Here is a 21,962-nt window from a genome sequence, read left to right on the forward strand (position 1 = left end):
CATGGCCCGTTCCGCGCCTCGTGCCGCCGGCGGCATCTTCAGCTATTTCACGCGCCATCCCACGCTGGCCAACCTGCTGCTGGTCATCCTGCTGACCGCCGGGGTGATGGCCGCGCCCAACATGCGCGCGCAGTTCTTCCCCGATGTCATCATCGACGAGGTCAGCGTCAGCATCCGCTGGGACGGGGCCGGGGCCGAGGATATCGATTCCGCCATCGTGCAGGTGATGGAACCCGCGCTGCTGGCGGTCGAGGGGGTAGAGAGCGCGGAGGCCGTCTCGCGCGAGGGATCGGCCCGCATCCAGCTGGAGTTCGAGCCCGGCTGGGACATGTCGCGCGCCACCGACGACGTGCAGGAGGCGGTGGACGGCATCTCGAGCCTGCCCGAGGAGGCCGAGGATCCCGACGTGATCCGCGGCGCCTGGCGCGATCGCGTGACCGACATGGTCATCACCGGGCCGGTGGGGGTCGACCAGCTGGCGCGCTTCGCCGACGAGCTGGTGGTGCAGCTCTTTGCCGAGGGCGTCACCCGCACCACGATTCAGGGCGTCGCCGCGCCCGAGACGCTGGTCATCGTGCCCTCGCAGAACCTGATCGCCTACGACGTCACCATGCAGGAGATCGCCGCGGCCATCGCCGCCGAGGTCGATGCCGACCCGGCGGGCGATGTGGGCGGGGCCGGCGCGCGGGTGCGCACGGGGGTCGAGAAACGCTCGGCCGACGATATCGCGGGCATCGTGCTGCGCTCGAACCCCGACGGCTCCAAGCTGACCGTGGCCGACGTGGCGACCATCCGGGTCGAGGGGATCGACCGCGAGCGCAGCTATTTCGTGGGCGACAACCCCGCCATCGCGATCCGCGTGGACCGCTCCGACCAGGGCGACGCGATCGGCATTCAGAACACGGTCGAGGAGGTGGTGCGCGGCTTCCAGGCCTCGCTGCCCGAGGGCACCACGATCGACCTGATCCGCACCCGCTCCGAAGCGATCACCGGGCGGCTGAACATCCTGCTGGACAATGCGCTGACCGGGCTGGCGCTGGTCGTGCTGCTGCTGTTTCTCTTCCTGAACACGCGCACCGCCTTCTGGGTGGCCGCGGGCATCCCGACCGCCATGTTCAGCGCCATCGCGCTGATGTACGTGGCCGGGCTGACGATCAACATGATCTCGCTCTTCGCGCTGATCATCACGCTGGGCATCGTGGTCGATGACGCCATCGTCGTGGGCGAGCATTCCGACCACCTGCGCCGCAAGGGGCTGGGCGCCTTCGAGGCCGCCGAGGGCGCGGCGCGGCGCATGGCGCTGCCGGTCTTTTCGGCCACGCTGACCACGGTGATCGCCTTTTTCGGGCTGACCGCGATCTCGGGGCGGTTCGGCGACCTGATCGCCGACATTCCCTTTACGGTTATCGTCGTGTTGATCGCGTCACTGGTGGAATGCTTCCTGATCCTGCCCAACCACATGGCCCATGCGCTGAAACATTCCGACCGGCAGCACTGGTACGACCTGCCCTCGCGCATGGTGAACCGGGGCTTCGTCTGGGTGCGCGAGACGCTGTTCCGCCCCTTCATGCGGCTGGTCATCACCATGCGCTATGCCGTGCTGGCCGGCGCGGTGGTGCTGCTGGCGGGGCAGGTCTCGCTGCTGATCACCGGCGATGTGCAATGGCGCTTCTTCAACGCGCCCGAACGCACCTCGGTCTCGGGCAATTTCGCCATGGCGCCGGGCGCCACGCGCGAGGACACGCTGGCGCAGATGCGCCTGTTGCAGGAGGCGACCGAGGCGCTGGGCGCAGAATACGAGGAACGCTATGGCCGCAACCCGCTGGCCTATGTCATGGCCGAGATCGGCGGCAATTCGGGCCGTGGCCTGTCGGGCACCGACACCAAGGATGCCGACCAGCTGGGCGCCATCTCGATCGAGCTGATCGAGGCCGACCTGCGGCCCTATTCCTCCTTCGCCTTCGTGGGCGAGTTGCAGGAGAAGGTCACCCGCCATCCGCTGGCCGAGACGATCTCGTTCCGGGGCTGGCGCTCGGGGCCGGGGGGCGACGCGCTGGACGTGCAGTTCTACGGCGCGGACTCCGAGACGCTCAAGGCCGCGTCCGAGGATCTCAAGACCGCCGTGGCGCGCTTCCCCGAGGTCTCGGCGGTCGAGGACAACCTGGCCTATGACAAAGAGGAGCTGATCCTTGAGCTGACACCGCAGGGGCAGGCGCTGGGTTTCGACATCGACGGTCTGGGCCGTGTGCTGCGCAACCGGCTGGGCGGGATCGAGGCGGCGACCTACCCGGTGGGGCCGCGCTCGGCCGCGATCCGGGTCGAGCTGCCCGAGGGCGAGCTGACCGCCGATTTCCTGGAACGCACCCAGATGCGCACCCCCGGCGGCGCCTATGTGCAGCTGGCCGACATCGTCAGCGTCGAACGCCGCACCGGCTTCTCGACCGTCCGGCGCGAGAACGGCATCCGGCTGGTCTCGGTCACCGGCGACATCTCCGAGGACGACCCCGCCCGCGCGACCGAGATCATGAAGGCGCTGGAGGAGGAGATCCTGCCCACCATCGCCAGCGAGCAGCAGGTCGAGTACCGCATGTCCGGCCTGTCCGAGCAGGAGGACCGGTTCCTGAACGATGCCCGCACCGGGCTGATCCTCGTGCTGCTGGGCATCTACCTTGTGCTGGCCTGGGTCTTTGCCAGCTGGACACGGCCGCTGGTGGTGATGGCGATCATCCCCTTCGGACTGGTCGGCACGATCTTCGGCCACGCACTATGGGACGTGCCGCTCAGCATGTTCACCGTGGTCGGGCTCCTGGGCATGACCGGGATCATCATCAACGACTCGATCGTGCTGGTGACGCAGATCGACGAATACGCGGCCGAGCGCGGGCTGATCCCCTCGATTATCGACGGCGCGGCGGACCGGCTGCGCCCGGTCTTCCTGACCACGGCCACCACGGTGCTGGGCCTTGCGCCGTTGCTCTACGAGCAATCGGCCGACGCGCAGTTCCTGAAACCCACCGTGATTACGCTGGTCTACGGGCTGGGCTTCGGCATGGGGCTGGTGCTGCTGATCGTGCCCTCGCTGGTGGCGATGCAGCATGACGTGGCGCGCCATGTCACCGCGCTGCGCCGGGGCCTGCGATTCCGCGCGCTGGGGCCGCGGCTGGCCTCGGGGGCGGCGGTGCTGGCCATGCTGGGCTGGCTGGGCGTGACCATGGGCCATGTCGCCTGGACCGGAGAGCTGCTGCCGCTGCTGGCCGGGCTGGGCCCGGTCTCGGCGCTGTCGCCGCTGCTGGCCAGCTTCGTGATCTTCGTGGCTGGCGCGGGGCTGTTCGCGCTGCTGCTTTACCTGCTGGGCGCGCTGGTCGTGGGGCTGATGCGCCTGCGTCGGCCCGCCGCGCCGGCGGGCTGAGGCCTCAGCCGTCGCAGCCGCGGATCTCCAGCGGCAGGCGGCCGTTCAGCACCGTGACCTGCAGCGCGCCGCGCGACAGGGCAAAGGCTCCGCCAGAGGCGTGCGAGACATGCGCCTCGGCCACAAGGTCGCCATCCTGCCAGTAGGTCTGCGGCTCGGTCACCCAGAGCTGGGGGTCGGGAAACTCGATCACCGTCTCCTCGCGCCCGGTGCCGCGCGGCATGTCCAGCTCGACCCGCACGGCCAGCCCGCCATCCGAAGCAGGCGAGACCCGGCAGCGCATGGCCGAGACGCCGCCATCCTCGCGCCCGAAGGGCAGATCGGCCAGCGAGGCGGCGATCACCGGGTCGGGGCGGGTGGCATCTGCGGGCAGCACGGCCTCGACCTGCAGGCGGTGCGGCATGCAGACATCGTGGCAGATGCCGATATCGACCACCCCGGCCAGCCGCGCGTCGCGGCTGCTGTTCTTCAGCGAGACGCGCAGCGGCAGCACGACCTCGTCGCGATAGCCGACCGAGCGCATGCCCGATTGCCAGAACACGTCCGGGGCGGGCCACTGCACCCGCACGGCGCCGGTATTGCGCGCGCCCGACCAGTCGAAGACCGGCGGGATGCCGGCCTCGCCCGGGCTGCGCCAGTAGGTCTTCCACCCCGGCGCCAGCACCATGTGCAGCGCCGCCATGTGATCACCATCGGGCAGACGCCAGCCGGGCCGCAGCTCGGCCGAGATGACGTCGTCATAGGGGCCCGACAGGGCCGTGCCTGGCACGGCCAGGCCCAGGAGCAATGCGAGAATGCGTGTCATCCGGCGATATAGGCCCGGATTCGCTGAAATGGGAAGTCACGAAGCGGCGACGGAAAACGTGAGCCCGCCATGTCCGCACGCCCTTGCACGGGACCCGGCGGGCGGTCATTCTGGGCCGGCCAAGAGCCGGAGTACCCTTCACGTGACGATGTCAGAAATTGCGACAGGCGCGACCGACCTGACCGGGCACATGCTGATCGCGATGCCGGGCATGGGCGATCCGCGGTTCGAGCATTCGGTGGTCTTCATGTGTGACCATTCCGAGGACGGCGCCATGGGGTTGATCATCAACAAGCCCAGCGACGATCTCGACATGGGCGGGCTGTTGTCGCAGCTGTCGATCGAGACCGACCCGGCGCTGGCCAAGCGCCGCGTGCATTTCGGCGGCCCGGTCGAGATGGGGCGCGGATTCGTGCTGCACACGCCCGATTACAGCTCGGTCGTGACCACGCTGGAGGTGCTGGACGAGGTGCACATGACCGCCACGCTGGATATCCTCGAGGATCTCGCCACTGGCAAGGGGCCCTCCAAGTGGTTGATGATGCTGGGATATGCCGGCTGGGGGCCGGGCCAGCTGGAGGGCGAGATCGCCGAGAACGGCTGGCTGGTCTGCCCCTGCGCGCCGCGGCTGGTCTTCGATCTGCCCGACATGGAGAAATGGGAGGCGGCGCTGGAATCGATCGGCGTCGCGGCGCTGGCCCTGTCGGCCGAAGGCGGTCGGGCCTGAGACGATGCCCTCTGCGCTGATCGTGACCGCCCATCCCGGGCCCACCTCCTTTGCCCGCGCCTGGGCACAGGCATCGCGCGATGCCTGTGCCGAGCTGGGCTACAGCGTTGAAATCTCGGACCTTTACGCCATGGGCTTCGACCCGGCCGAGCGCGCTGCGCTTTATGGTCGGGACGGGCCGTTCGATCCGCTGGTCGCGCAGGAAGACCTGGGCGGCGCGCCGGATGCGCAGGCCGAGGCGGCCAAGATCGAGGCGGCCGACCTGCTGGTCCTGCATTTCCCGATCTGGTGGTTCGCGCCGCCCGCCATGCTGAAGGGCTGGCTGGACCGTGCGCTGATCCACGGGCGGCTGCACGATGTCGAGAAGCGTTTCGATTCAGGGGTTTGCCGCGGCAAGACCGCGCTGCTCTGCGTCACGACCGGCGCCTCGGAGGCCGAGGTCGGCCCGCGCGGCAAGGAGGGGCGGCTGGACCTGCAGCTCTGGCCGGTGGCCTACACGCTGCGCTATTGCGGCTTCGACATTGCCCGGCCCGTGGCGTTGCACGACGTGCATGGCTACTGGGACGGGGCCGAGAAGGACGCGCTGGAGGCGCGGCTGTCGGCGGCGCTGGCGGGGCAGCGCGACGTGATCGCGGGGCTGCCGGTGCGCCCGCGCTGGCGCTTCAATGCCGATGCCGATTTCGACGAGACGGGGCGATTGAAGCCCGGCGCGCCGGTCTACTGGCCCTTCGTGTCCTGAACGCGGGTTTGCCCGTTTCGTACGAAACGGGTGCCGATCTTGCCAAAACGGACGAAACCCCTCAGCGCTCGGCGGCGGCGCGGCTCAGCCGGTCATTGATGGCGACGCCGAGATCGAGATGCGGCACGGGCGAGACGGCGATCACCTCGGCCCCCGAGGCGTCCAGCCGGTGCAGGTACTCGAACAGGTTGGCGGCCGCCTCGGTCAGGTCTTCGTCCTGCGACAGGTTCAGGTCGCAATCGACCGGGCCGAAGCCCAGCCGCGCCTCGCCCGGTTCCCACTCGGTCGCGTTGATGCGCACGCGGGCGCGCGGCGCGTAATGCGACGGCGTCTGGCCGGGGGCCGAGACGGCCTCGGTGTCGCGGCGACGGGCGACCGGGGCGCCCAGTGTCCGGGCCAGCGCCTCGCGCGAGATCGCGCCGGGGCGCAGCAAGGTGGGCGGGCCGGACAGGCCGAGGATGGTCGATTCCAGCCCCACCCGGCAGGCCCCGCCATCCAGCACCGCGTCGAGTCGGCCGGTCATGTCGGCGGCGACGTGCGCGGCCCGGGTCGGGCTGATGCGGCCCGAGCGGTTGGCCGAGGGCGCCGCGACACCGCGTCCCACCCGTCGCAGCAGCGCGCGGGCGACCGGCGCCTCGGGCACGCGCACGGCCAGCGTGTCCAGCCCGGCGGTCACCAGCCGCGACACCCGCGCGCCGGGGCGCAGCGGCAGGACCAGTGTCAGGGGGCCGGGCCAATAGGCCCGCGCTGCGGCCTCTGCCGCGTCGGACCAGGTGACAAGCGCCTGTGCATCCTCGATTTCCGCCAGATGCACGATGAGCGGGTTGAAGCTGGGCCGGCCCTTGGCGGCATAGATCGCGGCGACGGCGCGGTCATTGGCGGCATCGGCGCCGAGCCCGTAGACCGTCTCGGTCGGGAAGGCGACCAGGCCGCCGGCGCGCAGCAGGTCTGCGGCCCGTCCCAGCCCGTCCTCGTCGGCGGCCAGCGAAATCGTGGTACGGTCGGTCATGGGCCTCGTGACGCGGCGTTTCGGTTGCCGGGCCAAGCGCGGCATATACCCTTGCCCCGAGCGATGCCTAGCTACTAAAGCTGACGCGCATTGCCAAGTGGATGCAATGCTGGAGGAGGTTTCCATGTCCTACCGTGCCCCGCTGGACAGCTATCGGCTGTTGCTGGCCGATGTCGTCGGATATGACCGGGTGGCCGCGACCGACCGCTTCTCCGAAGCTTCGATGGAGACGGTCGAGGCCGTGCTGACCGAGGCCGGGCGCATGTGCGAGGAGGTGCTGGCGCCGCTGCGCCGGCAGGGTGACCTGGACCCCGCGCGGCTGGAGAACGGCGTGGTGCGCACCTCCAAGGGCTTTGCCGAGGGCTATGCCGCGATCGCCGAAGGCGGCTGGGTGGCCAGCTCGGCCGATCCGGCGCATGGCGGGATGGGCCTGCCGCTGACCGTGACCACCTGTGTCAACGACATGATGAGCGCCGCCTGCCTTGCGCTGCAGCTGAGCCCGCTGATGACGCAGGGCCAGATCGAGGCGCTGGAGCACCATGCCAGCGACGCGATCAAGGCGCTTTACCTGCCCAAGCTGGTGACCGGCGAATGGGCCGGCACGATGAACCTGACCGAGCCGCAGGCCGGCTCGGACGTGGGCGCGCTGACCACCCGGGCCGAGCCCAATGGCGATGGCAGCTACGCGATCACCGGGCAGAAGATCTACATCACCTGGGGCGACAACGACTTCACCGGCAATGTCTGCCACCTGGTGCTGGCGCGTCTGCCCGGCGCGGTGCCCGGCACCAAGGGGATCAGCCTGTTCCTCGTGCCCAAGTACCTTCCCGACGCCGACGGCAATCCCGGCGTGGCCAACACGCTGAAGGTCGTCAGCCTCGAGCACAAGCTGGGCCTGCATGGCAGCCCGACCTGCGTGATGGAATATGATGGCGCCACCGGCTGGCTGGTGGGCGAGGAACATGACGGGATGCGCGCCATGTTCACCATGATGAACAATGCCCGGCTGGGCGTGGGCGTGCAGGGGATCGGCGTGGCCGAGGGCGCCTTCCAGCACGCGCTGGCCTATGCGCAGGAGCGCAAGCAGGGCCGCAGCCCAGAGGGCACGATCATCGGCCATGCCGATGTGCGCCGGATGCTGGCCACGATGAAGGCCCAGACCTTTGCCGCCCGCGCGATCGGGCTGGCCACGGCGGTGGCGATCGACATGGCCAATGCCACCGGCGGGGCCGAGTGGACGGCCCGCGCCGCGCTGCTGACGCCCATCGCCAAGGCCTTCGGCACCGATACCGGGATCGAGGTCGCCTCGACCGGGGTGCAGGTGCATGGCGGCATGGGCTATGTCGAGGAGACGGGCGCGGCGCAGTTCATGCGCGACGTGCGGGTCACCGCGATCTACGAGGGCACGAACGGCATCCAGGCGATGGATCTTGTCGGGCGCAAGCTGATGGATGGCGGCGAGGCAGCCTATCGCCTGATGGACGAGATCTGCACCACCGCCGAGGACGCCCGGGGCGCCTTCCCCGACCTGGCCGAGGCGCTCTGGCAGGCCACCGAGGATCTGCGCGAGACAACCGAGGCGCTGGTCGCCATGGAGCCCGCCGCGCGTTTCGCGGGCGCGGTGCCCTTCCTGCGCGGCTTCGCGCTGGTGCTGGGGGCGGGCTATCACCTGCGCGCTGCCATGGCCCGGCGCGAGGGGGGCGAGGCGCGGCTGGCCCGGTTCTACATCGAACGCATCCTGCCCGAGACCGCGGGCTGCCTGGCCCATGCGCGCAGCGGGGCCGACAGCCTGATGGCGCTGTCGCCCGAGGATCTCGTGGCATGATGGACGGTGCGGGCGAGGCCATCCGCTACCCGTGGGAAACCCCGCCCGAACCCGGGGCGGCGGTCGAGGTGGCCGAGGGCGTGCTCTGGCTGCGCCAGCCGCTGCCGATGAAGCTGGACCACGTGAATGTCTACGCGCTGGACGAGGGCGATGGCTGGACGCTGGTCGATACCGGGTTCGACACGCGCAAGTCGCGCGTGCTCTGGCAGGCGGCGCTGGAGGGCCCGCTGAAGGGCCGGCCGATCCGGCGCGTCATCGTCACCCATCACCATCCCGACCATGTGGGGCTGGCCGGCTGGTTCCAGCAGGACCACGGTGCCGAGCTGGTCACGACCCGCACCGCCTGGCTTTTTGCGCGGATGCTGCAGCTGGATGCGCAGGACCGCCCCTCGCCCGAGACGGTGGCCTATTGGCGCGCCTGCGGCATGGACCCGGAGATCCTGTCCCAGCGGATGGAGGAGCGCCCCTTCAACTTCGCCGATTGCGTGGCGCCGCTGCCGCTGGGCTTCACCCGGATCCGGCAGGGCGACGTGATTCGCGCCGGCGGGCGTGACTGGGACGTGCACGTGGGCAACGGCCACGCGCCGGAACACGCGACGCTGTGGTCGCGCGATGACGGGCTGGTACTGGCGGGCGACCAGATGCTGCCCTCGATCAGCTCCAATATCGGGGTCTACGCGACCGAGCCCGAGGCCGACCCGGTGGGCGAATGGCTGGAGGCCTGCGAGCGGCTGGCCACGCTGGCGCGCCCCGACCAACTGGTGCTGGGCGGTCACAAGCTGCCCTTCACCGGGTTGCCGCTGCGCATGGCGCAGCTGATCGACAATCATCACGGCGCGCTGGAGCGGCTGCACGCCCATATCGCCACGCCGAAAGCGGCGGGCGAGTGCTTTGCCCCGCTCTTCAAGCGCCGCATCGGGCCGGGCGAATACGGGCTGGCGCTGGTCGAGGCGATGGCCCATTGCCTGCATCTCTGGCACACGGGCCGCGCGACGCGGCAGCGCCGCGACGACGGCGCCTGGGCCTGGCAGGCCGCCTGACCGGGCAGGCGCGCGCGCCACACTGCGACATATGGGCGACCCGCGCGCGGCTTTGGCATCGTGACAGGCGCGGCGAATTCCGGTAATTCCTGTGCCGAACGCAGGAACAGGAGCCGCGACATGGCAGAGCACAAGCATGGCAGCATGGATGTCACCGAACAAGAGAAGACCTTCGAGGGCTTCATCACCTTCACCATCCGCTCGGTGATCGTGATCCTCGCCATCGTGGTCTTCCTCGCCGTGTTCAACACCTGATCCGCGCCGCGGACAGGACAGTGACCATGGTGATGAAACTGCGCTGGCTCATGCTCGCGCTGGTCGCGACCGTCACCCTGAGCGGGTGCGACGCCTCCTTCCGGCCCGATGCCTCGCCCGAAGAGGTGGCCCGCTTCGCCTACCGGCATGACGGCCCGCCCGAGATCGTGCTCTACACGATGATCAACAACCGCACCGGCAATGGCGCGCATTCCAGCATGCTGATCAATGCGCCCAGCCAGCGGGTGGTGTTCGACCCGGCCGGCTCGGTGGCGCTGCGCACCGTGCCCGAGGTGGATGACGTGCTCTACGGTGTCACCCCCGAGGTGCGCCAGTTCTACGAGAGCGCGCATGCCCGCAGCACCTACCACGTGCGCATCCAGAGCGTGCGCGTCGCGCCCGAAGTGGCCGAGATGGCGCTGCGTCTCGCCGAGGCGAACGGCCCCGCGCCGGCCTCGCAATGCGCGCTGTCGACCTCCGGCGTGATCAGCCGCCTGCCGGGCTTCGAATCGGTCGAGCGGGGCTGGTTCCCCAACCGCGTGGCCGAGCAGTTCGCCCGCATCCCCGGCGTGACCGAGCGCAAGCTCTACGAGGATGACGACGAGGACAAGGAAAAGGCCGTGGCCGAGTTCGAGGCGCAGCAATTGGCGCGCCTGCAACGCGCCCAGGCGCAGTAGACCCCTTCGCGCCTGCCCGGGGCTCAGAGCCCGGGCAGGTAGGCGGCACCCAGCATGACCGCGCCGCCGGTGCCCATGGCGGCATAGATGTTCTTCGTCAGGTAGCCCACCGCCAGCGCCAGCAGCGCCGCCGACAGGCGCACCGGGTCGGGCTGCCCGTCATTGGCGGCAGGCCAGACCACCAAGGGCGCGACCAGCGCCGGCATCACGGCGACGGCCGTGTAGCGCAGGTGGCGCAGCAGCCAGGGCGGCAGCGCGCGGTCGCCCACGAGGCCCAGGAAGACGAAGCGCAGCCCGAACGAGCCCAGCCCCAGCGCCGCGATGACGATCCAGAGATTGTCCTTGTCGATCATGTCGCCTCGCGCCGCCGTTCGATCTCGGCCCCCACGACCATCCCGCCCATCGCCGCGACCAGCAGGCCCAGGTTGTAGGGCAGCCAGGCCATCAGCAGCGCAAGCCCCGTGGCGCTCAACGCCGCGCCCACATGGGCGCGGGTGCGCAGCGCCGGGCCGATCATGGCGATGAAGGCCAGTGGCAGAACCATGTCCAGCCCGGTCCCCGGCGGAATCGCCTCGCCCACCCAGGCGCCCACCAGCGTGAACAGATACCAGTTAGGACAGATCGGCGTCGCCACACCCAGGAAGAAGGCGAATTTCTCCGACAGGCTCTGCCGCGGGCGCGCCTCGTAATCGAGGATCGAGGCGGCATAGACCTGGTCGACCAGCAGGTAGGCGGCCAGCGCCCGCTTGTGTAGCGGCAGCGGGCCCAGATGCGGCGTGATCGAGGCCGAGTACATGGCCATGCGCAGGTTGACCGCCAGCGCCGAGGCGATGACCACCAGCGTCGGCGCGTCCTCTCCCATCAGCTGCAGCGCGGTGAACTGCGAGGCGCCGGCAATCACCACCACCGAGAAGCTCAGCGTCTCGAAGAGGCTCAGCCCGGCCTTGGTTGCCACCACGCCGAACATCATGGCGAAGGGCACCACGACAAGGATGAAGGGGCCGCCCCCGCGCATCCCGCGCAGATAGGCGGATCGGATCGTGTCTCTGGACATGTGGACCGTCTGGTTCGCTTTCCGCCGGGCTTACCCCAGCCCGCATCCGGCGGCAATGCGCCGGGCCCGGCGGTGCGCTTGGTGGCGGGCGCCGAAATGAGTATTTCTGGAAAGATGAAAGACGGGGTGCGACCTGCCTTTCATCTTTCTCCAAATACTCCCGGGGGAGGCGCGCAGCGCCGGGGGCGGAGCCCCCTCAGTCGAACGTGCCCGCCACGCGGCCCAGCAGCATGAAGGCGCGCGAGGTGCGGGTCGCGGCAAAGGCCGAGATCTCCTCGTCGCTGGCCTCGGGCTCGAAGGCGGCGAGGCTCTGGTCGTAGCGGCGCAGGAAGTGATGCGCCGCGTCGCGGAAGATCGGGTCCTGTTTCATGCGCCCGGCGGCCAGCGCCAGCGAGGAGCGGTCGCGCACACCGCCCAGCCCGGCGATGGCGCGGCCGCGCGCGCCCTGGGCGAAGGCGCGCCAGACCTCGGGGCGGGCCATGTCGGGGCGCAGGTCGTCCATGTAGATGCCATCCTGGCTGAGCAGGGTGAGCACGTCCTGCGCGGCCTGAATCAGCCTTGCGGCGTTGCGGTCCTTAAGCGCGCGGCGCAGCGCGGCAAAGCCGTCCTCGTCCTCGGCGGTTTCGGGAAAATGCAGCGCGCGGATGAAATCGGCATTGGCCAGCGGCGGCTGCAGCGCCTCGGCGGGCGTGCCGAGCGACAGGCTGGGCTGGTCCTCGCCGCTGCCCTGTGGGGGGGCGCCGGCGGGGCGGGTGCCGCCCTCGGCCTGGCGGATGCCGCCCAGCATGGCCAGCGTGGCCTCGACATTGCGCTGCGCGCCCGAGATCTCGTCCAGCCGCTTGAGGATGCCGGGATGCGGCTGGTCCTGCCGCCCGGTCTGGGCCTGGCTGACATAGGCCTGGCGCAGCGCGTCCACCGCGGCCTGCAGCCGGGCGCTTTCGTCGCGCAGCACGCGCGAGGTGCGGATGGTGATTGCCGCCACCCAGATCAGCGCGATGGGCAGCAGGATCACCATGAGCACCAGCAGGAAGCGCAGGCTGCTGTCGGTGCCGCCATCGGAAGCGGCGAAATACCAGCCCGACAGGCCGAGCCAGAACACGGTCAGCGCCACGGCGACCATCTCGACCCCGGTCACGCCGGCCTCGACGCCGCGGTCATAGAGCCCGGGAAGCGTGGGACGGGCCTGGTTCTGATCGGCCATGCGCGGTCTGCCTTACTGGTAGGTGATCGACAGGATCTCGTAGGACTTCTCGCCGCCGGGGGTGCGGACCTCGACGCTGTCGCCTTCTTCCTTGCCGATCAGCGCCCGCGCAATGGGGGATTTGACGTTGAGCAGACCTTTTTCGATGTTCGCTTCGTGTTCGCCCACGATCTGCCAGGTCTTCTCTTCGTCCGTGTCCTCGTCGACCACGGTGACGGTGGCGCCGAACTTGACGGCGCCGGACAGCGTCTTGGGGTCGATGACCTCGGCCAGGCCGATCACGCCTTCGAGTTCCTTGATGCGGCCCTCGATGAAGCCCTGCTTCTCGCGGGCCGAATGGTACTCGGCGTTTTCCTTCAGGTCGCCCAGCTCGCGCGCCTCGGCGATGGCCTGGATGATGGCCGGGCGTTCGACGCTTTTCAGCTGTTTCAGTTCGGTCTCGAGCGCGGTGAAGCCCGCGCGGGTGATCAGGATCTTTTCCATGTCGGGTCGGTCTTCCCTGGGGAACTCGCGTGTCGTCTGATGGTCGTGCGGTGAGCGCGGGATGTAAAGCCAAGCGGGGCGCGCTGCCAGCAGGTTTTCGCGTGCAGCCCCGGTTGCGGGCGCGAAAGACGCGGCGACGAGGCGTGTGGGGCCGGTCTCGAATCGGGCGATTCGCCGGAATCGCGGCATGCGGGGCTGTGAGTGCGGGGAATTTGTTTACGTTTGGTAAGCAAATTCCGTGGATTGCGTCGAATGCCCTGCATCCCGGGGGGAATTGCAAGAAGTTCGCCATGATTTCGCCAAGCCGGGTATGCTGATGACGGCGATGGGCGAGTGGTGCGCCGGCCGGGGATATTTTCAGGGGACAGAATTATGCCGACAAGTGGAAATGACAGTCTGACGGGGTCGTTTCTGGGCGACCTGATCGCGCTTCTCGAGGGCGACGACACCTATCACGGTCTTGCCGGCAATGACACGATCGACGGCGAGGCGGGCGATGACGTGCTGTCCGGCGATCTCGACGATGACTCGATCAAGGGCGGGCTGGGCTTCGACCTGCTGCTGGGCGGAGAGGGCAATGACACGCTGGAAGGCGGGCTCGACAATGACACGATGGACGGCGAATCCGGCAATGACCTGATGCTTGGCGGCGAGGGCAATGACTGGATGAAAGGCGAGCAGGGCCGCGACACGATGGATGGCGAGGCCGGTGATGACACGCTGGAAGGCGGGCTCGACGACGACTGGATGAAGGGCGAGCAGGGCCGCGACCTGCTGCTGGGCGGCGAGGGCAATGACACGCTGGAAGGTGGGCTCGACAACGACACGATGGACGGCGAATCCGGCAATGACCTGATGCTTGGCGGCGAGGGTGATGACTGGATGAAAGGCGAGCAGGGCCGCGACACGATGGACGGCGAGTCGGGCAATGACACGATGGAAGGCGGCTCCGGCACGGACTGGATGAAGGGCGAGCAGGGCGATGACGTCATGTATGCCGCCTCGGAAGATGGTAACTCGTTCGGCCGGGATACCCTGGATGGCGGGATCGGCGATGACAGCTTGATCGGTGGCAACGGGGCGCAACTGCTGATCGGTGGTTGGGGCAATGACACGATCACTGGCGGGGATGACTGGTTCACCGCCGATACCGACACGATCGAGGGTGGCGGCGGCAACGACCTGCTGATCTCGGGGCAGGTATTGACGCCAATGACTGCGTTTCAGGCGCGCGGCGACATCATGTCGGGTGGGTCCGGGACCGACAGCATCGTCGGCGGTGCTGCGGATGACGTGCTTTATGCTGACGCGGTCAGTGGCAATGCCTACGGACGGGACACGCTGGATGGCGGTGCCGGAGACGACGAACTCTTTGGCGCGAACGGGGCGCAGCTTCTGCAGGGCGGGTCGGGGAACGACACGATCACCGGCGGGGATGACTGGTTCACCGCCGATACCGACACGATCGAGGGCGGGTCGGGCGATGATCTGCTGATCTCGGGACAGACGCTGACGCCGACGGCCGCGACGCAAGGCAACGGCGATATCATGTCGGGTGGCGATGGCATGGACACGCTGGAAGGCGGCGCGGCGGATGACCTGATGTCTGGCGGTGCCGATGCGGATGTCTTCGTCTTTGCGGCTGGCGGGGGCGTGGATACGATCACCGATTTCGAGGACGATATCGACACGCTCGACTTCTCTGCGATCGGGGCACTCTCCTACTCGCTGAGCCCGGACGGCTCCGGGAATACCGAGGTCCTGGCGGACGGCACGTTGTTCCTGATCGTCGAGGGGATCGATCCGTTCCCGCTGAGCGATGACGTGATCCTCTGAGACCTGCGCCATATCAGGCATGAGACATGGCCCGCGCCGATCATGCGCGGGCCTTTTTCATGGCTGCGACGCTGCGTCAGCGGGGCCGCGCGCTTATGACGCTGCGGGCGCATTGACGGATGCCGCAGCGCCGCGCTACCTCTCGTCAAACCCGTCCGGTGCCGCGCGGATCCGCCCGGTGACCGGTCCCATTGAAGGAGTAGGCATGAGCGACGTCACGCGCGAGTCGATGGAATATGATGTGGTCATCGTGGGCGGCGGGCCCGCGGGTCTGTCGGCGGCGATCCGGCTGAAACAGCTGGATCCCGGGCTGGATGTCGTGCTGCTGGAAAAGGGCTCGGAGATCGGGGCGCATATCCTGTCGGGCGCCGTGCTGGACCCGGTGGGGCTGAACGCGCTGATCCCCGACTGGAAGGAGAAGGGCGCGCCGCTGAACGTGCCCGTGCGCGAGGACCAGTTCTACATGCTGGGCGAGGCGGGCAAGCTGCGCATTCCCAACCTGCCCATGCCGCCGCTGATGAACAATCACGGCAACTACATCGTCTCGATGGGCAATGTCTGTCGCTGGATGGCCGAGCAGGCCGAGGCGCTGGGCGTCGAGATCTTCCCCGGCATGGCCTGCTCCGAGCTGGTCTACGGCGCGGATGGCGAGGTGCGCGGCGTGGTCGCGGGTGAGTTCGGCCGCAATGCCGACGGCACGCCGGGACCGGGCTACGAGCCGGGGATGGAGCTGCTGGGCAAGTATGTCTTCCTCGGCGAGGGCGTGCGCGGATCGCTGTCCAAGGAGGTGATCGCGAAATACGACCTGGCCGCCGGGCACGAGCCGCAGAAATACGGGCTCGGCATGAAGGAGATCTGGGAGGTCGATCCCGAGAAGCATCACGAGGGGCGCGTCACCCACACGATGGGCTGGCCGCTGGGCTCGAATGCCGGCGGCGGGTCGTTCATCTACCATCTCGAGAACAACCAGGTCTATGTGGGCTTCGTGGTGCACCTGAACTACCGCAACCCGCATCTCTACCCCTACATGGAGTTCCAGCGCTTCAAGCATCACCCGATGGTGGCCGAACTGCTGAAGGGCGGCAAGCGCGTGGCCTATGGCGCCCGCGCGATCAGCGAGGGCGGCTGGCAATCCATGCCCAAGATGGTGGCGCCGGGTGTCGCGCTGCTGGGCTGCTCGGTGGGCATGGTCAACGTGCCGCGCATCAAGGGCAACCACAACGCGATGCTCTCGGGCAAGGCCGCGGCCGAGGCGGCGCATGCCGCGCTGCAGGCCGGCCGGGCCAGCGACGAGCTGTCCGATTACGAGAAGACGGTGCGCCGCGGGCCGATCGGGCAGGACCTCAAGAAGGTCCGCAATGTCAAGCCGATGTGGTCGAAATGGGGCCTGACCGCCAGCCTGGGGCTGGGCGGTCTGGACATGTGGACCAACGACCTGCTGGGCATGTCGCTTTTCGGCACGATGAAACACGGCAAGACCGATGCCGAGGCGACCGAGCTGGCCGCGCAACACCAGCCGATCGAGTACCCGAAACCCGACGGCACGCTCAGCTTCGATCGGCTGACCAATGTCAGCTTTTCCTTCACGAACCATGAAGAAAGCCAGCCGGCGCATCTGAAGCTGAAGAACGACATGGTGCCGGTGATGGACAACCTGCCCAAATATGACGGGCCGTCCCAGCGCTATTGCCCGGCCGGGGTCTACGAGTTCGTCAAGGACGACAATGGCCGCGCGCGCTTCGTGATCAACTTCCAGAACTGCGTGCATTGCAAGACCTGCGACATCAAGGATCCGGCGCAGAACATCAACTGGACCGTGCCGCAGGGCGGGGACGGGCCGAACTATCCCAACATGTGAGTCTGTTCAGGAAATCTGAACCTTTCCCGGTCCATCCTGCGTCTGCATTCGGCAGCGGCAGGAGGATCGGGTGAAATACAGGGCACAACGCTGGCCCAGCGCCTGGGCGCTGGCGGTGGACACGCCGTCGGGCCGTGTCGCCGTTCAGGTGCGCAATGTCAGCGAGAGCGGGCTGCTCTATCGCGGCGACCTGGGCTGTCAGCCGGGCACGCGGGTCGCGGTCGAGGTGCTGCACCAGGCGCTGCCGGCGGATGTCACGCGGCTGACCGGGCAAGGCGGCGCGCTGGGCTTCGTGCAGCCGGTCTCGGCGGTGCAGCTGGGCGTGTTGCGGCAATATCGCGACGCGGTGCCCGGGATGGGATGACAGGGTGACACGGCTGCGTGAGCAGGGGCGGATCGGCGCCGGCGGGGCGACCGGCGCGATTGCCATGCTGCAAAGGGCGCTCTAGGCTCTGTCAAAACCATATGACAGGAGAGGCGCATTGACTGTTTGGGCCAAGACGATCCGTGCCGGCGTGCTGGCATGCGCGCTGACCGCGCCCCTGGGGGCGGCGGCGACCGGCGTGTCCGGGGATTACCTCGCCGCGCGTCAGGCCAGTTTCCTGGGCGATTTCGAGGCGGCGGCACGCTATTACGGCCGCGCCCTGGCGCATGACCCGGGCAAGCCGGAGCTGCTGGAGCGGGCGATCTACGCCAATATCTCGCTCGGCAAGCTGAACCTGGCCGCCGACCTGGCCGGGCGCCTCGGCCAGCAGGGCTATGCCAGCGAGCTGGGCCAGATGGCGCTGATCTCGCAGGATGTCCGGGCGCAGGATTATGCCGGCGTGCTCAGCGCCATCGAGGCGCAGCGCGGGCTGGGGCCGCTGGCCGACGGGCTGGTCCGGGCCTGGGCGCTTCTGGGCAACGGGGATCGCGACGCCGCGCTCGAGGCCTTTGACGAGGTTGGCCGGATGCAGGGGCTGGCGCCGTTCTCATCCTATCACAAGGCGCTGGCGCTGGCCTCGGTCGGTGCGTTCCGCGAGGCCGAGGCGATCTTTGCCGATGCCGCCGCCGGCAGCATGACCGCCACGCGGCGCGGTATCATGGCCCGCGCCGAGATCCTGTCGCAGCTGGACCGCAACGGCGATGCCGTGGCGCTGATCGACACCAGCTTCGGCGCCGACCTGGACCCGGGGTTGGCGGCGCTGCGCGAGGCGCTCGACAGTGGCCAACAGGTGCCCTTCACCCATGCCGAGACGGCGCGCGACGGGGTGGCGGAGGTGTTCTACACGCTTGCCGCGGCCCTGTCGTCGGAGCGCAATGACGACCTGACCCTGCTCTATGCGCGGCTGGCCGAGTTCCTGCGCCCCACCCATGTGGACGCCATCCTGCTGTCGGCCGAAGTGTTGGACGAGATGGGGCAGTTCGACCTCGCGGTCGAGACCTATGCCGCCGTGCCCAAGGCGCACCCGGCCTATCACGCGGCCGAGCTGGGCCGAGCCGATGCGCTGCAGGCCCAGGACAAGCTGGAACAGGCCGTCGCGGTTCTGGCCGCGTTGGCCGAGACGCATGGCGAGCTGCCCATCGTGCATTCCACGCTGGGCGACCTGATGCGCCGGATGGAGCGGTACGACGACGCCGTCGCCGCCTATACCACCGCGCTGGACCAGGTGGCCGAGATCACCGAGCGGCAATGGTTCATCTTCTACGCGCGCGGCATCTCCTATGAGCGGATGGACGAGTGGGAGCAGGCCGAGGCCGATTTCCGCCGCGCGCTCGAGCTCAACCCCGAGCAGCCGCAGGTGCTGAACTATCTCGGCTATTCGCTGGTCGAGAAGCAGATCAAGCTGGACGAGGCGCTGAACCTGATTGAGCGCGCTGTCGCCGCGCGGCCCGATAGCGGCTATATCGTCGACAGCCTGGGCTGGGTGCTCTACCGGCTGGGCCGCTACGAGGAGGCGGTGGCCCATATGGAACGCGCCGCCGAGCTGATGCCGATCGACCCGATCGTGAACGACCACCTTGGCGATGTCTACTGGGCCGTCGGGCGCCATCGCGAGGCCGAGTTCATGTGGCGTCGCGCGCTGTCTTTCGTCGACTGGGAGGATGCCGCCGAAGAGGCCGACCCGGACCGTATCCGCCGCAAGATCGAGGTGGGGCTGGACCAGGTGCTGGCCGAGGAAGGCGCACCGCCCCTGCAAATGGCCAATGACGACACCCGCTGAGGCCTTTGCGCCGGCTAAGGTCAACCTGACGCTGCACGTGACCGGCCGACGCGACGACGGCTATCACCTGCTCGATTCGCTGGTCATGTTCGCCGATATCGGCGACCGGGTGACGGTGCGCCCTGCGGACGAGATCTCGCTGAGCGTGACGGGCCCCTTTGCAGAGGGGGTGCCGAATGATGCGCGCAACCTGTGCTGGCGCGCGGCCCAGGCCTTTGGCGCGCCGGTGGCGATCACGCTGGACAAGCAACTGCCCGCGGCGGCGGGCGTGGGGGGCGGATCCTCGGACGCGGCCGCGGTGCTGCGCGCGATGGAGGCGGCCTTCGGCCGCCCTGCACCGGTCGATCCGCTGACGCTGGGTGCCGACGTGCCGGTCTGCACCGTGGCTCATGCCGCGCATATGGCCGGCATCGGCGAGCGGGTGTTGCCCCTGACCATGGCGCCGATCCCGGCCGTGCTGGTCAACCCGGGCGTCTCGGTCGCCACGCCAGAGGTGTTCGCCGCGCTGGCCAGCCCCGACAACGCGCCGATGACGCCCTGGCCCGAGGGCGGCGGCACCGCGGCCACTCTGCGCTGGCTGGCAACGCAGCGCAACGACCTGCAGGCCCCCGCCATCGCCTGTGCCCCGGTCATCGCCGAGGTGCTCGACGCGCTGAAGGGGGCTGATCTGGCGCGCATGTCGGGCTCGGGCGCGACCTGTTTCGGCCTGTTCGAAGACGCGGCGGCGGCCGAGGCCTGCGCCGCGGAACTCTCGGCCGCGCATCCCGGCTGGTGGGTGCGGGCGACCACGCTGCGCTAAGCGGCCCCTGCCGACTGAGGGGGTCGGCCTTGTGCACCGCGCCGCCGACCCGCACGTCGATCAATGTGCGTGACCTCGTGCCGACCGGACGGGCCGGATCACGCTGAAGGTGGTCGAGGTCAGGCGCGGGGCCGGCGCAGCACGCCTGCGGGCGGGATGGGCCCGGCCGGTGTGGCGGCGTGGCGGTCGGAATAGTTGAACCAGAACCGCTCGGTCCCGGTGTCGCGCACGCGCACGCCCTCTGGCAGGGTCAGCACCTCGATCCCGGTCTTGTCGCAGACCCAGGCGATCACCCGGTCGAGCGCATCCTCGTCGCCCCAGCCGGCGAGGTAGAGATGCCCGCCCGCATGGACCGCGAAGGGGGCGCCGTCCTCGGCGGCGATGATCGTGTCCAGCCGGCCCTCCAGTTCCTCGCGGTAATGCAGCACATGGCCGCCGCCCGACAGGGGTACGGGCATGTCGGGGCGCAGGCTCTCGACCCGGGCGACGCGCAGATCGGCGCCGGGCAGGCCGGGTGGCAGCCCCTCGGGGATGGCCATGTCGAGGTCGCGGGCCCCGCTGCGCGGCCCGGCCACGACCAGCGCATCGCTTTCGGCCAGCGCGGCCTTGAACGGTGCGGCCATGTGCATCAGCCCGGGCGCGAAGATCGCGGCATAGCCCTCAAGTGCGTCCGGGTCGGGCGGCAGGATGTCGATGGACAGCCCCGCCCGGCGCAGCGCGCGGTAGGTGTCGAAGACCAGCCCGAAATAGCTGAGCCCGCGGCCATGCGGCTGCACCGCCCAAGCGAAATCGGCATCGTAATCAAAGACCAGCGCCACCCGGGCGCGGTGCGGCACGACCTCGGGCGCCTCGGCCAGCTCGGCCGCGACCTGCCGGGCCTCGGCCAGGCCCGGCGCCTCGGCGCTGTCGGGGCGCAGCAGGCCGGCATGCATCTGCTCCTGCGCGAAGGGCGCCTGCCGCCAGCGGAAATAGCACACCGCCTCGGCGCCATGGGCGAAGGCCTCCCAGCTCCACAGCCGGACCATCCCGGGCAGGGGGGCGGGGTTGTAGGGGGCCCAGTTCACCGGGCCGGGCTGCTGTTCCATCACCCACCAGCGCCCGCGCCCGACGGCGCGGTAGAGATCGTGGTGGAAGGCCTGGAAATCGGGGTCGCCCTGCCGTGCATAGGCCCGTTGCCGCTCGGGCGGGGCGCCGACGCGATCCTCGAGAAAGCCCAGCGGGTAGCTGTCCCAGCTGGCCACGTCCAGATCGGCGCCCACCTTGAAATGGTCGAAATCGGTGATCCGGCCCATGTAGTTGTGGATCAGCGGCGCGTCGGTATGGGCGCGCAGGATGTCCACCTGCACGCGGTTGAAGCGCACCACCTGGTCCGAGGAGAACCGCCGGAAGGCCAGCACATGGGCGGGGTTCGGCTCGGTCACCGTCAGGTTGGGCAGGTCGACCTGGTCGAAGCGGTCATATTCCATCGACCAGAACACGTTGCCCCAGGCGCGGTTGAGCGCATCGACGGATTGGTAGCGCTGCGCGAGCCAGTCGCGGAAACCCGCGCGCGCCGCGTCCGAGTAGGACAGGATCGTGTCGTGGCAGCCATATTCATTGTCCGTCTGCCAGGCCGCCACATGCGGGTTGCGGCCATAGCGCCGGGCCAGCTCGGTCACGATGCGGCGGCATTCGCCGAGATAGCCTTGATGGCTGAAGCAGTAATGCCGGCGCGAGCCGAACTTGCGGGGGCGGCCCTGTTCGTCCACGGCCAGCATGTCGGGATGCTTGTCCACCACCCAGCGCGGCGGCGTGGCGGTGGGCGTGCCCAACACCACGCGCAGGCCGGCCGCGCCCAGCACCGCGATCGCGTCGTCCAGCCAGTCCCAGTCGAACCGGCCCTCTTCGGGCTCCAGCCGCGACCAGGCGAACTCGCCGATGCGCACCCAGGTCAGGCCCGCCTCGGCCATGCGGCGTGCGTCCTCCTCCCAGGTCTCGCGGGGCCAGTGTTCGGGGTAGTAGCAGGTGCCGAGCGTGCGCTGCATGGGGTCTCCGTTCGGGT

Annotated in this window: 19 protein-coding genes; 12 read left to right on the forward strand and 7 right to left on the reverse strand. The window is 69.1% G+C overall.

What is annotated here, in order from left to right; translation table 11 throughout:
- Nucleotide 1: 1 nt before the first annotated feature.
- The gene (locus AVJ23_RS16475) at nt 2-3,409 is read left to right on the forward strand and encodes an efflux RND transporter permease subunit (RefSeq protein WP_058863308.1); all 3,408 of its coding nucleotides are present in this window, start codon (nt 2-4) and stop codon (nt 3,407-3,409) included.
- A gap of 4 nt (nt 3,410-3,413) precedes the next feature.
- Here AVJ23_RS16475 and AVJ23_RS16480 read toward each other — a convergent pair whose 3' ends face one another.
- The gene (locus AVJ23_RS16480) at nt 3,414-4,214 is read right to left on the reverse strand and encodes a protein-disulfide reductase DsbD domain-containing protein (protein WP_058863309.1); all 801 of its coding nucleotides are present in this window, start codon (nt 4,212-4,214) and stop codon (nt 3,414-3,416) included.
- Between the two features lie 148 nt (nt 4,215-4,362).
- On the opposite strand from AVJ23_RS16480, the gene AVJ23_RS16485 reads away from it, so the two are divergent.
- Both AVJ23_RS16485 and AVJ23_RS16490 read left to right on the forward strand, forming a co-directional pair.
- Nucleotides 4,363-4,941, forward strand: a complete 579-nt coding sequence (locus AVJ23_RS16485) for a YqgE/AlgH family protein (RefSeq protein WP_058863310.1) — start codon at nt 4,363-4,365, stop codon at nt 4,939-4,941.
- Nucleotides 4,942-4,945: 4 nt separating this feature from the next.
- On the forward strand, nt 4,946-5,680 hold the full coding sequence (locus tag AVJ23_RS16490) for an NAD(P)H-dependent oxidoreductase (RefSeq protein ID WP_058863311.1): 735 nt from the start codon (nt 4,946-4,948) through the stop codon (nt 5,678-5,680).
- A 61-nt stretch (nt 5,681-5,741) separates the two neighbouring features.
- Here AVJ23_RS16490 and AVJ23_RS16495 read toward each other — a convergent pair whose 3' ends face one another.
- Nucleotides 5,742-6,689 (reverse strand): L-threonylcarbamoyladenylate synthase, encoded by a 948-nt coding sequence (locus AVJ23_RS16495; protein ID WP_058863312.1) that lies wholly within the window; start codon nt 6,687-6,689, stop codon nt 5,742-5,744.
- A 124-nt stretch (nt 6,690-6,813) separates the two neighbouring features.
- On the opposite strand from AVJ23_RS16495, the gene AVJ23_RS16500 reads away from it, so the two are divergent.
- The 4 genes from AVJ23_RS16500 to AVJ23_RS16510 all read left to right on the forward strand — a co-directional run bounded on the left by AVJ23_RS16500 (nt 6,814) and on the right by AVJ23_RS16510 (nt 10,486).
- Nucleotides 6,814-8,514, forward strand: coding sequence for an acyl-CoA dehydrogenase family protein (locus AVJ23_RS16500; protein ID WP_058863313.1), 1,701 nt, complete (start codon nt 6,814-6,816; stop codon nt 8,512-8,514).
- Complete coding sequence (locus AVJ23_RS16505; protein ID WP_058863314.1) at nt 8,511-9,554, forward strand: MBL fold metallo-hydrolase; 1,044 nt, start codon at nt 8,511-8,513, stop codon at nt 9,552-9,554. Before AVJ23_RS16500 ends, AVJ23_RS16505 begins: the two co-directional genes overlap by 4 nt.
- Before the next feature lie 120 nt (nt 9,555-9,674).
- Complete coding sequence (locus AVJ23_RS22310) at nt 9,675-9,809, forward strand: aa3-type cytochrome c oxidase subunit IV (RefSeq protein ID WP_084794678.1); 135 nt, start codon at nt 9,675-9,677, stop codon at nt 9,807-9,809.
- Nucleotides 9,810-9,835: 26 nt separating this feature from the next.
- Nucleotides 9,836-10,486, forward strand: coding sequence for a hypothetical protein (locus tag AVJ23_RS16510; protein WP_367576932.1), 651 nt, complete (start codon nt 9,836-9,838; stop codon nt 10,484-10,486).
- Nucleotides 10,487-10,509: 23 nt separating this feature from the next.
- Here the strand turns inward: AVJ23_RS16510 and AVJ23_RS16515 are convergent, their stop codons facing one another.
- The 4 genes from AVJ23_RS16515 to greA form a co-directional block, all read right to left on the reverse strand.
- On the reverse strand, nt 10,510-10,839 hold the full coding sequence (locus tag AVJ23_RS16515; protein ID WP_058863315.1) for an AzlD domain-containing protein: 330 nt from the start codon (nt 10,837-10,839) through the stop codon (nt 10,510-10,512).
- Nucleotides 10,836-11,540, reverse strand: coding sequence for an AzlC family ABC transporter permease (locus AVJ23_RS16520; RefSeq protein WP_058863316.1), 705 nt, complete (start codon nt 11,538-11,540; stop codon nt 10,836-10,838). The genes AVJ23_RS16515 and AVJ23_RS16520 overlap by 4 nt, the downstream gene beginning before the upstream one ends.
- Before the next feature lie 196 nt (nt 11,541-11,736).
- On the reverse strand, nt 11,737-12,741 hold the full coding sequence (locus AVJ23_RS16525; RefSeq protein ID WP_058863317.1) for a hypothetical protein: 1,005 nt from the start codon (nt 12,739-12,741) through the stop codon (nt 11,737-11,739).
- Nucleotides 12,742-12,753: 12 nt separating this feature from the next.
- Nucleotides 12,754-13,224 carry a transcription elongation factor GreA gene (gene greA / locus AVJ23_RS16530; protein ID WP_058863318.1) on the reverse strand — a complete coding sequence of 157 codons (471 nt, stop codon included), beginning with the start codon at nt 13,222-13,224 and terminating at the stop codon, nt 12,754-12,756.
- 372 nt (nt 13,225-13,596) lie between these two features.
- On the opposite strand from greA, the gene AVJ23_RS16535 reads away from it, so the two are divergent.
- The 5 genes from AVJ23_RS16535 (at nt 13,597) to AVJ23_RS16555 (ending at nt 19,921) form a co-directional block, all read left to right on the forward strand.
- A complete protein-coding gene (locus tag AVJ23_RS16535) occupies nt 13,597-15,060 on the forward strand; it encodes a calcium-binding protein (protein ID WP_058863319.1) in 1,464 nt (487 codons plus the stop codon).
- Between the two features lie 205 nt (nt 15,061-15,265).
- A complete protein-coding gene (locus AVJ23_RS16540; protein ID WP_058863320.1) occupies nt 15,266-16,918 on the forward strand; it encodes an electron transfer flavoprotein-ubiquinone oxidoreductase in 1,653 nt (550 codons plus the stop codon).
- 70 nt (nt 16,919-16,988) lie between these two features.
- Nucleotides 16,989-17,282, forward strand: coding sequence for a hypothetical protein (locus tag AVJ23_RS16545; RefSeq protein ID WP_058863321.1), 294 nt, complete (start codon nt 16,989-16,991; stop codon nt 17,280-17,282).
- A gap of 118 nt (nt 17,283-17,400) precedes the next feature.
- Entirely contained in the window at nt 17,401-19,122 is a 1,722-nt protein-coding gene (locus tag AVJ23_RS16550) for a tetratricopeptide repeat protein (protein WP_058863322.1), read from the forward strand.
- Nucleotides 19,106-19,921, forward strand: a complete 816-nt coding sequence (locus AVJ23_RS16555; RefSeq protein WP_058863323.1) for a 4-(cytidine 5'-diphospho)-2-C-methyl-D-erythritol kinase — start codon at nt 19,106-19,108, stop codon at nt 19,919-19,921. Before AVJ23_RS16550 ends, AVJ23_RS16555 begins: the two co-directional genes overlap by 17 nt.
- A gap of 119 nt (nt 19,922-20,040) precedes the next feature.
- Here AVJ23_RS16555 and AVJ23_RS16560 read toward each other — a convergent pair whose 3' ends face one another.
- Nucleotides 20,041-21,945 carry a beta-galactosidase gene (locus AVJ23_RS16560; protein ID WP_058863324.1) on the reverse strand — a complete coding sequence of 635 codons (1,905 nt, stop codon included), beginning with the start codon at nt 21,943-21,945 and terminating at the stop codon, nt 20,041-20,043.
- Nucleotides 21,946-21,962 lie beyond the last annotated feature (17 nt).

The organism is Pseudoponticoccus marisrubri, assembly GCF_001482405.1.
Taxonomy (GTDB): domain Bacteria; phylum Pseudomonadota; class Alphaproteobacteria; order Rhodobacterales; family Rhodobacteraceae; genus Pseudoponticoccus; species Pseudoponticoccus marisrubri.

Bases quoted from the DNA above. Each gene is read 5' to 3' on its own strand.
- AVJ23_RS16525 (WP_058863317.1), bottom strand. From the start codon at position 12,741: ATGGCCGATCAGAACCAGGCCCGTCCCACGCTTCCCGGGCTCTATGAC.
- greA (WP_058863318.1), bottom strand. From the start codon at position 13,224: ATGGAAAAGATCCTGATCACCCGCGCGGGCTTCACCGCGCTCGAGACC.
- AVJ23_RS16475 (WP_058863308.1), top strand. From the start codon at position 2: ATGGCCCGTTCCGCGCCTCGTGCCGCCGGCGGCATCTTCAGCTATTTC.
- AVJ23_RS16490 (WP_058863311.1), top strand. From the start codon at position 4,946: ATGCCCTCTGCGCTGATCGTGACCGCCCATCCCGGGCCCACCTCCTTT.
- AVJ23_RS16485 (WP_058863310.1), top strand. From the start codon at position 4,363: ATGTCAGAAATTGCGACAGGCGCGACCGACCTGACCGGGCACATGCTG.
- AVJ23_RS16505 (WP_058863314.1), top strand. From the start codon at position 8,511: ATGATGGACGGTGCGGGCGAGGCCATCCGCTACCCGTGGGAAACCCCG.
- AVJ23_RS16495 (WP_058863312.1), bottom strand. From the start codon at position 6,689: ATGACCGACCGTACCACGATTTCGCTGGCCGCCGACGAGGACGGGCTG.
- AVJ23_RS16480 (WP_058863309.1), bottom strand. From the start codon at position 4,214: ATGACACGCATTCTCGCATTGCTCCTGGGCCTGGCCGTGCCAGGCACG.
- AVJ23_RS16540 (WP_058863320.1), top strand. From the start codon at position 15,266: ATGAGCGACGTCACGCGCGAGTCGATGGAATATGATGTGGTCATCGTG.
- AVJ23_RS16535 (WP_058863319.1), top strand. From the start codon at position 13,597: ATGCCGACAAGTGGAAATGACAGTCTGACGGGGTCGTTTCTGGGCGAC.
- AVJ23_RS16510 (WP_367576932.1), top strand. From the start codon at position 9,836: ATGGTGATGAAACTGCGCTGGCTCATGCTCGCGCTGGTCGCGACCGTC.
- AVJ23_RS16500 (WP_058863313.1), top strand. From the start codon at position 6,814: ATGTCCTACCGTGCCCCGCTGGACAGCTATCGGCTGTTGCTGGCCGAT.
- AVJ23_RS16560 (WP_058863324.1), bottom strand. From the start codon at position 21,945: ATGCAGCGCACGCTCGGCACCTGCTACTACCCCGAACACTGGCCCCGC.
- AVJ23_RS16555 (WP_058863323.1), top strand. From the start codon at position 19,106: ATGACGACACCCGCTGAGGCCTTTGCGCCGGCTAAGGTCAACCTGACG.
- AVJ23_RS22310 (WP_084794678.1), top strand. From the start codon at position 9,675: ATGGCAGAGCACAAGCATGGCAGCATGGATGTCACCGAACAAGAGAAG.
- AVJ23_RS16515 (WP_058863315.1), bottom strand. From the start codon at position 10,839: ATGATCGACAAGGACAATCTCTGGATCGTCATCGCGGCGCTGGGGCTG.
- AVJ23_RS16520 (WP_058863316.1), bottom strand. From the start codon at position 11,540: ATGTCCAGAGACACGATCCGATCCGCCTATCTGCGCGGGATGCGCGGG.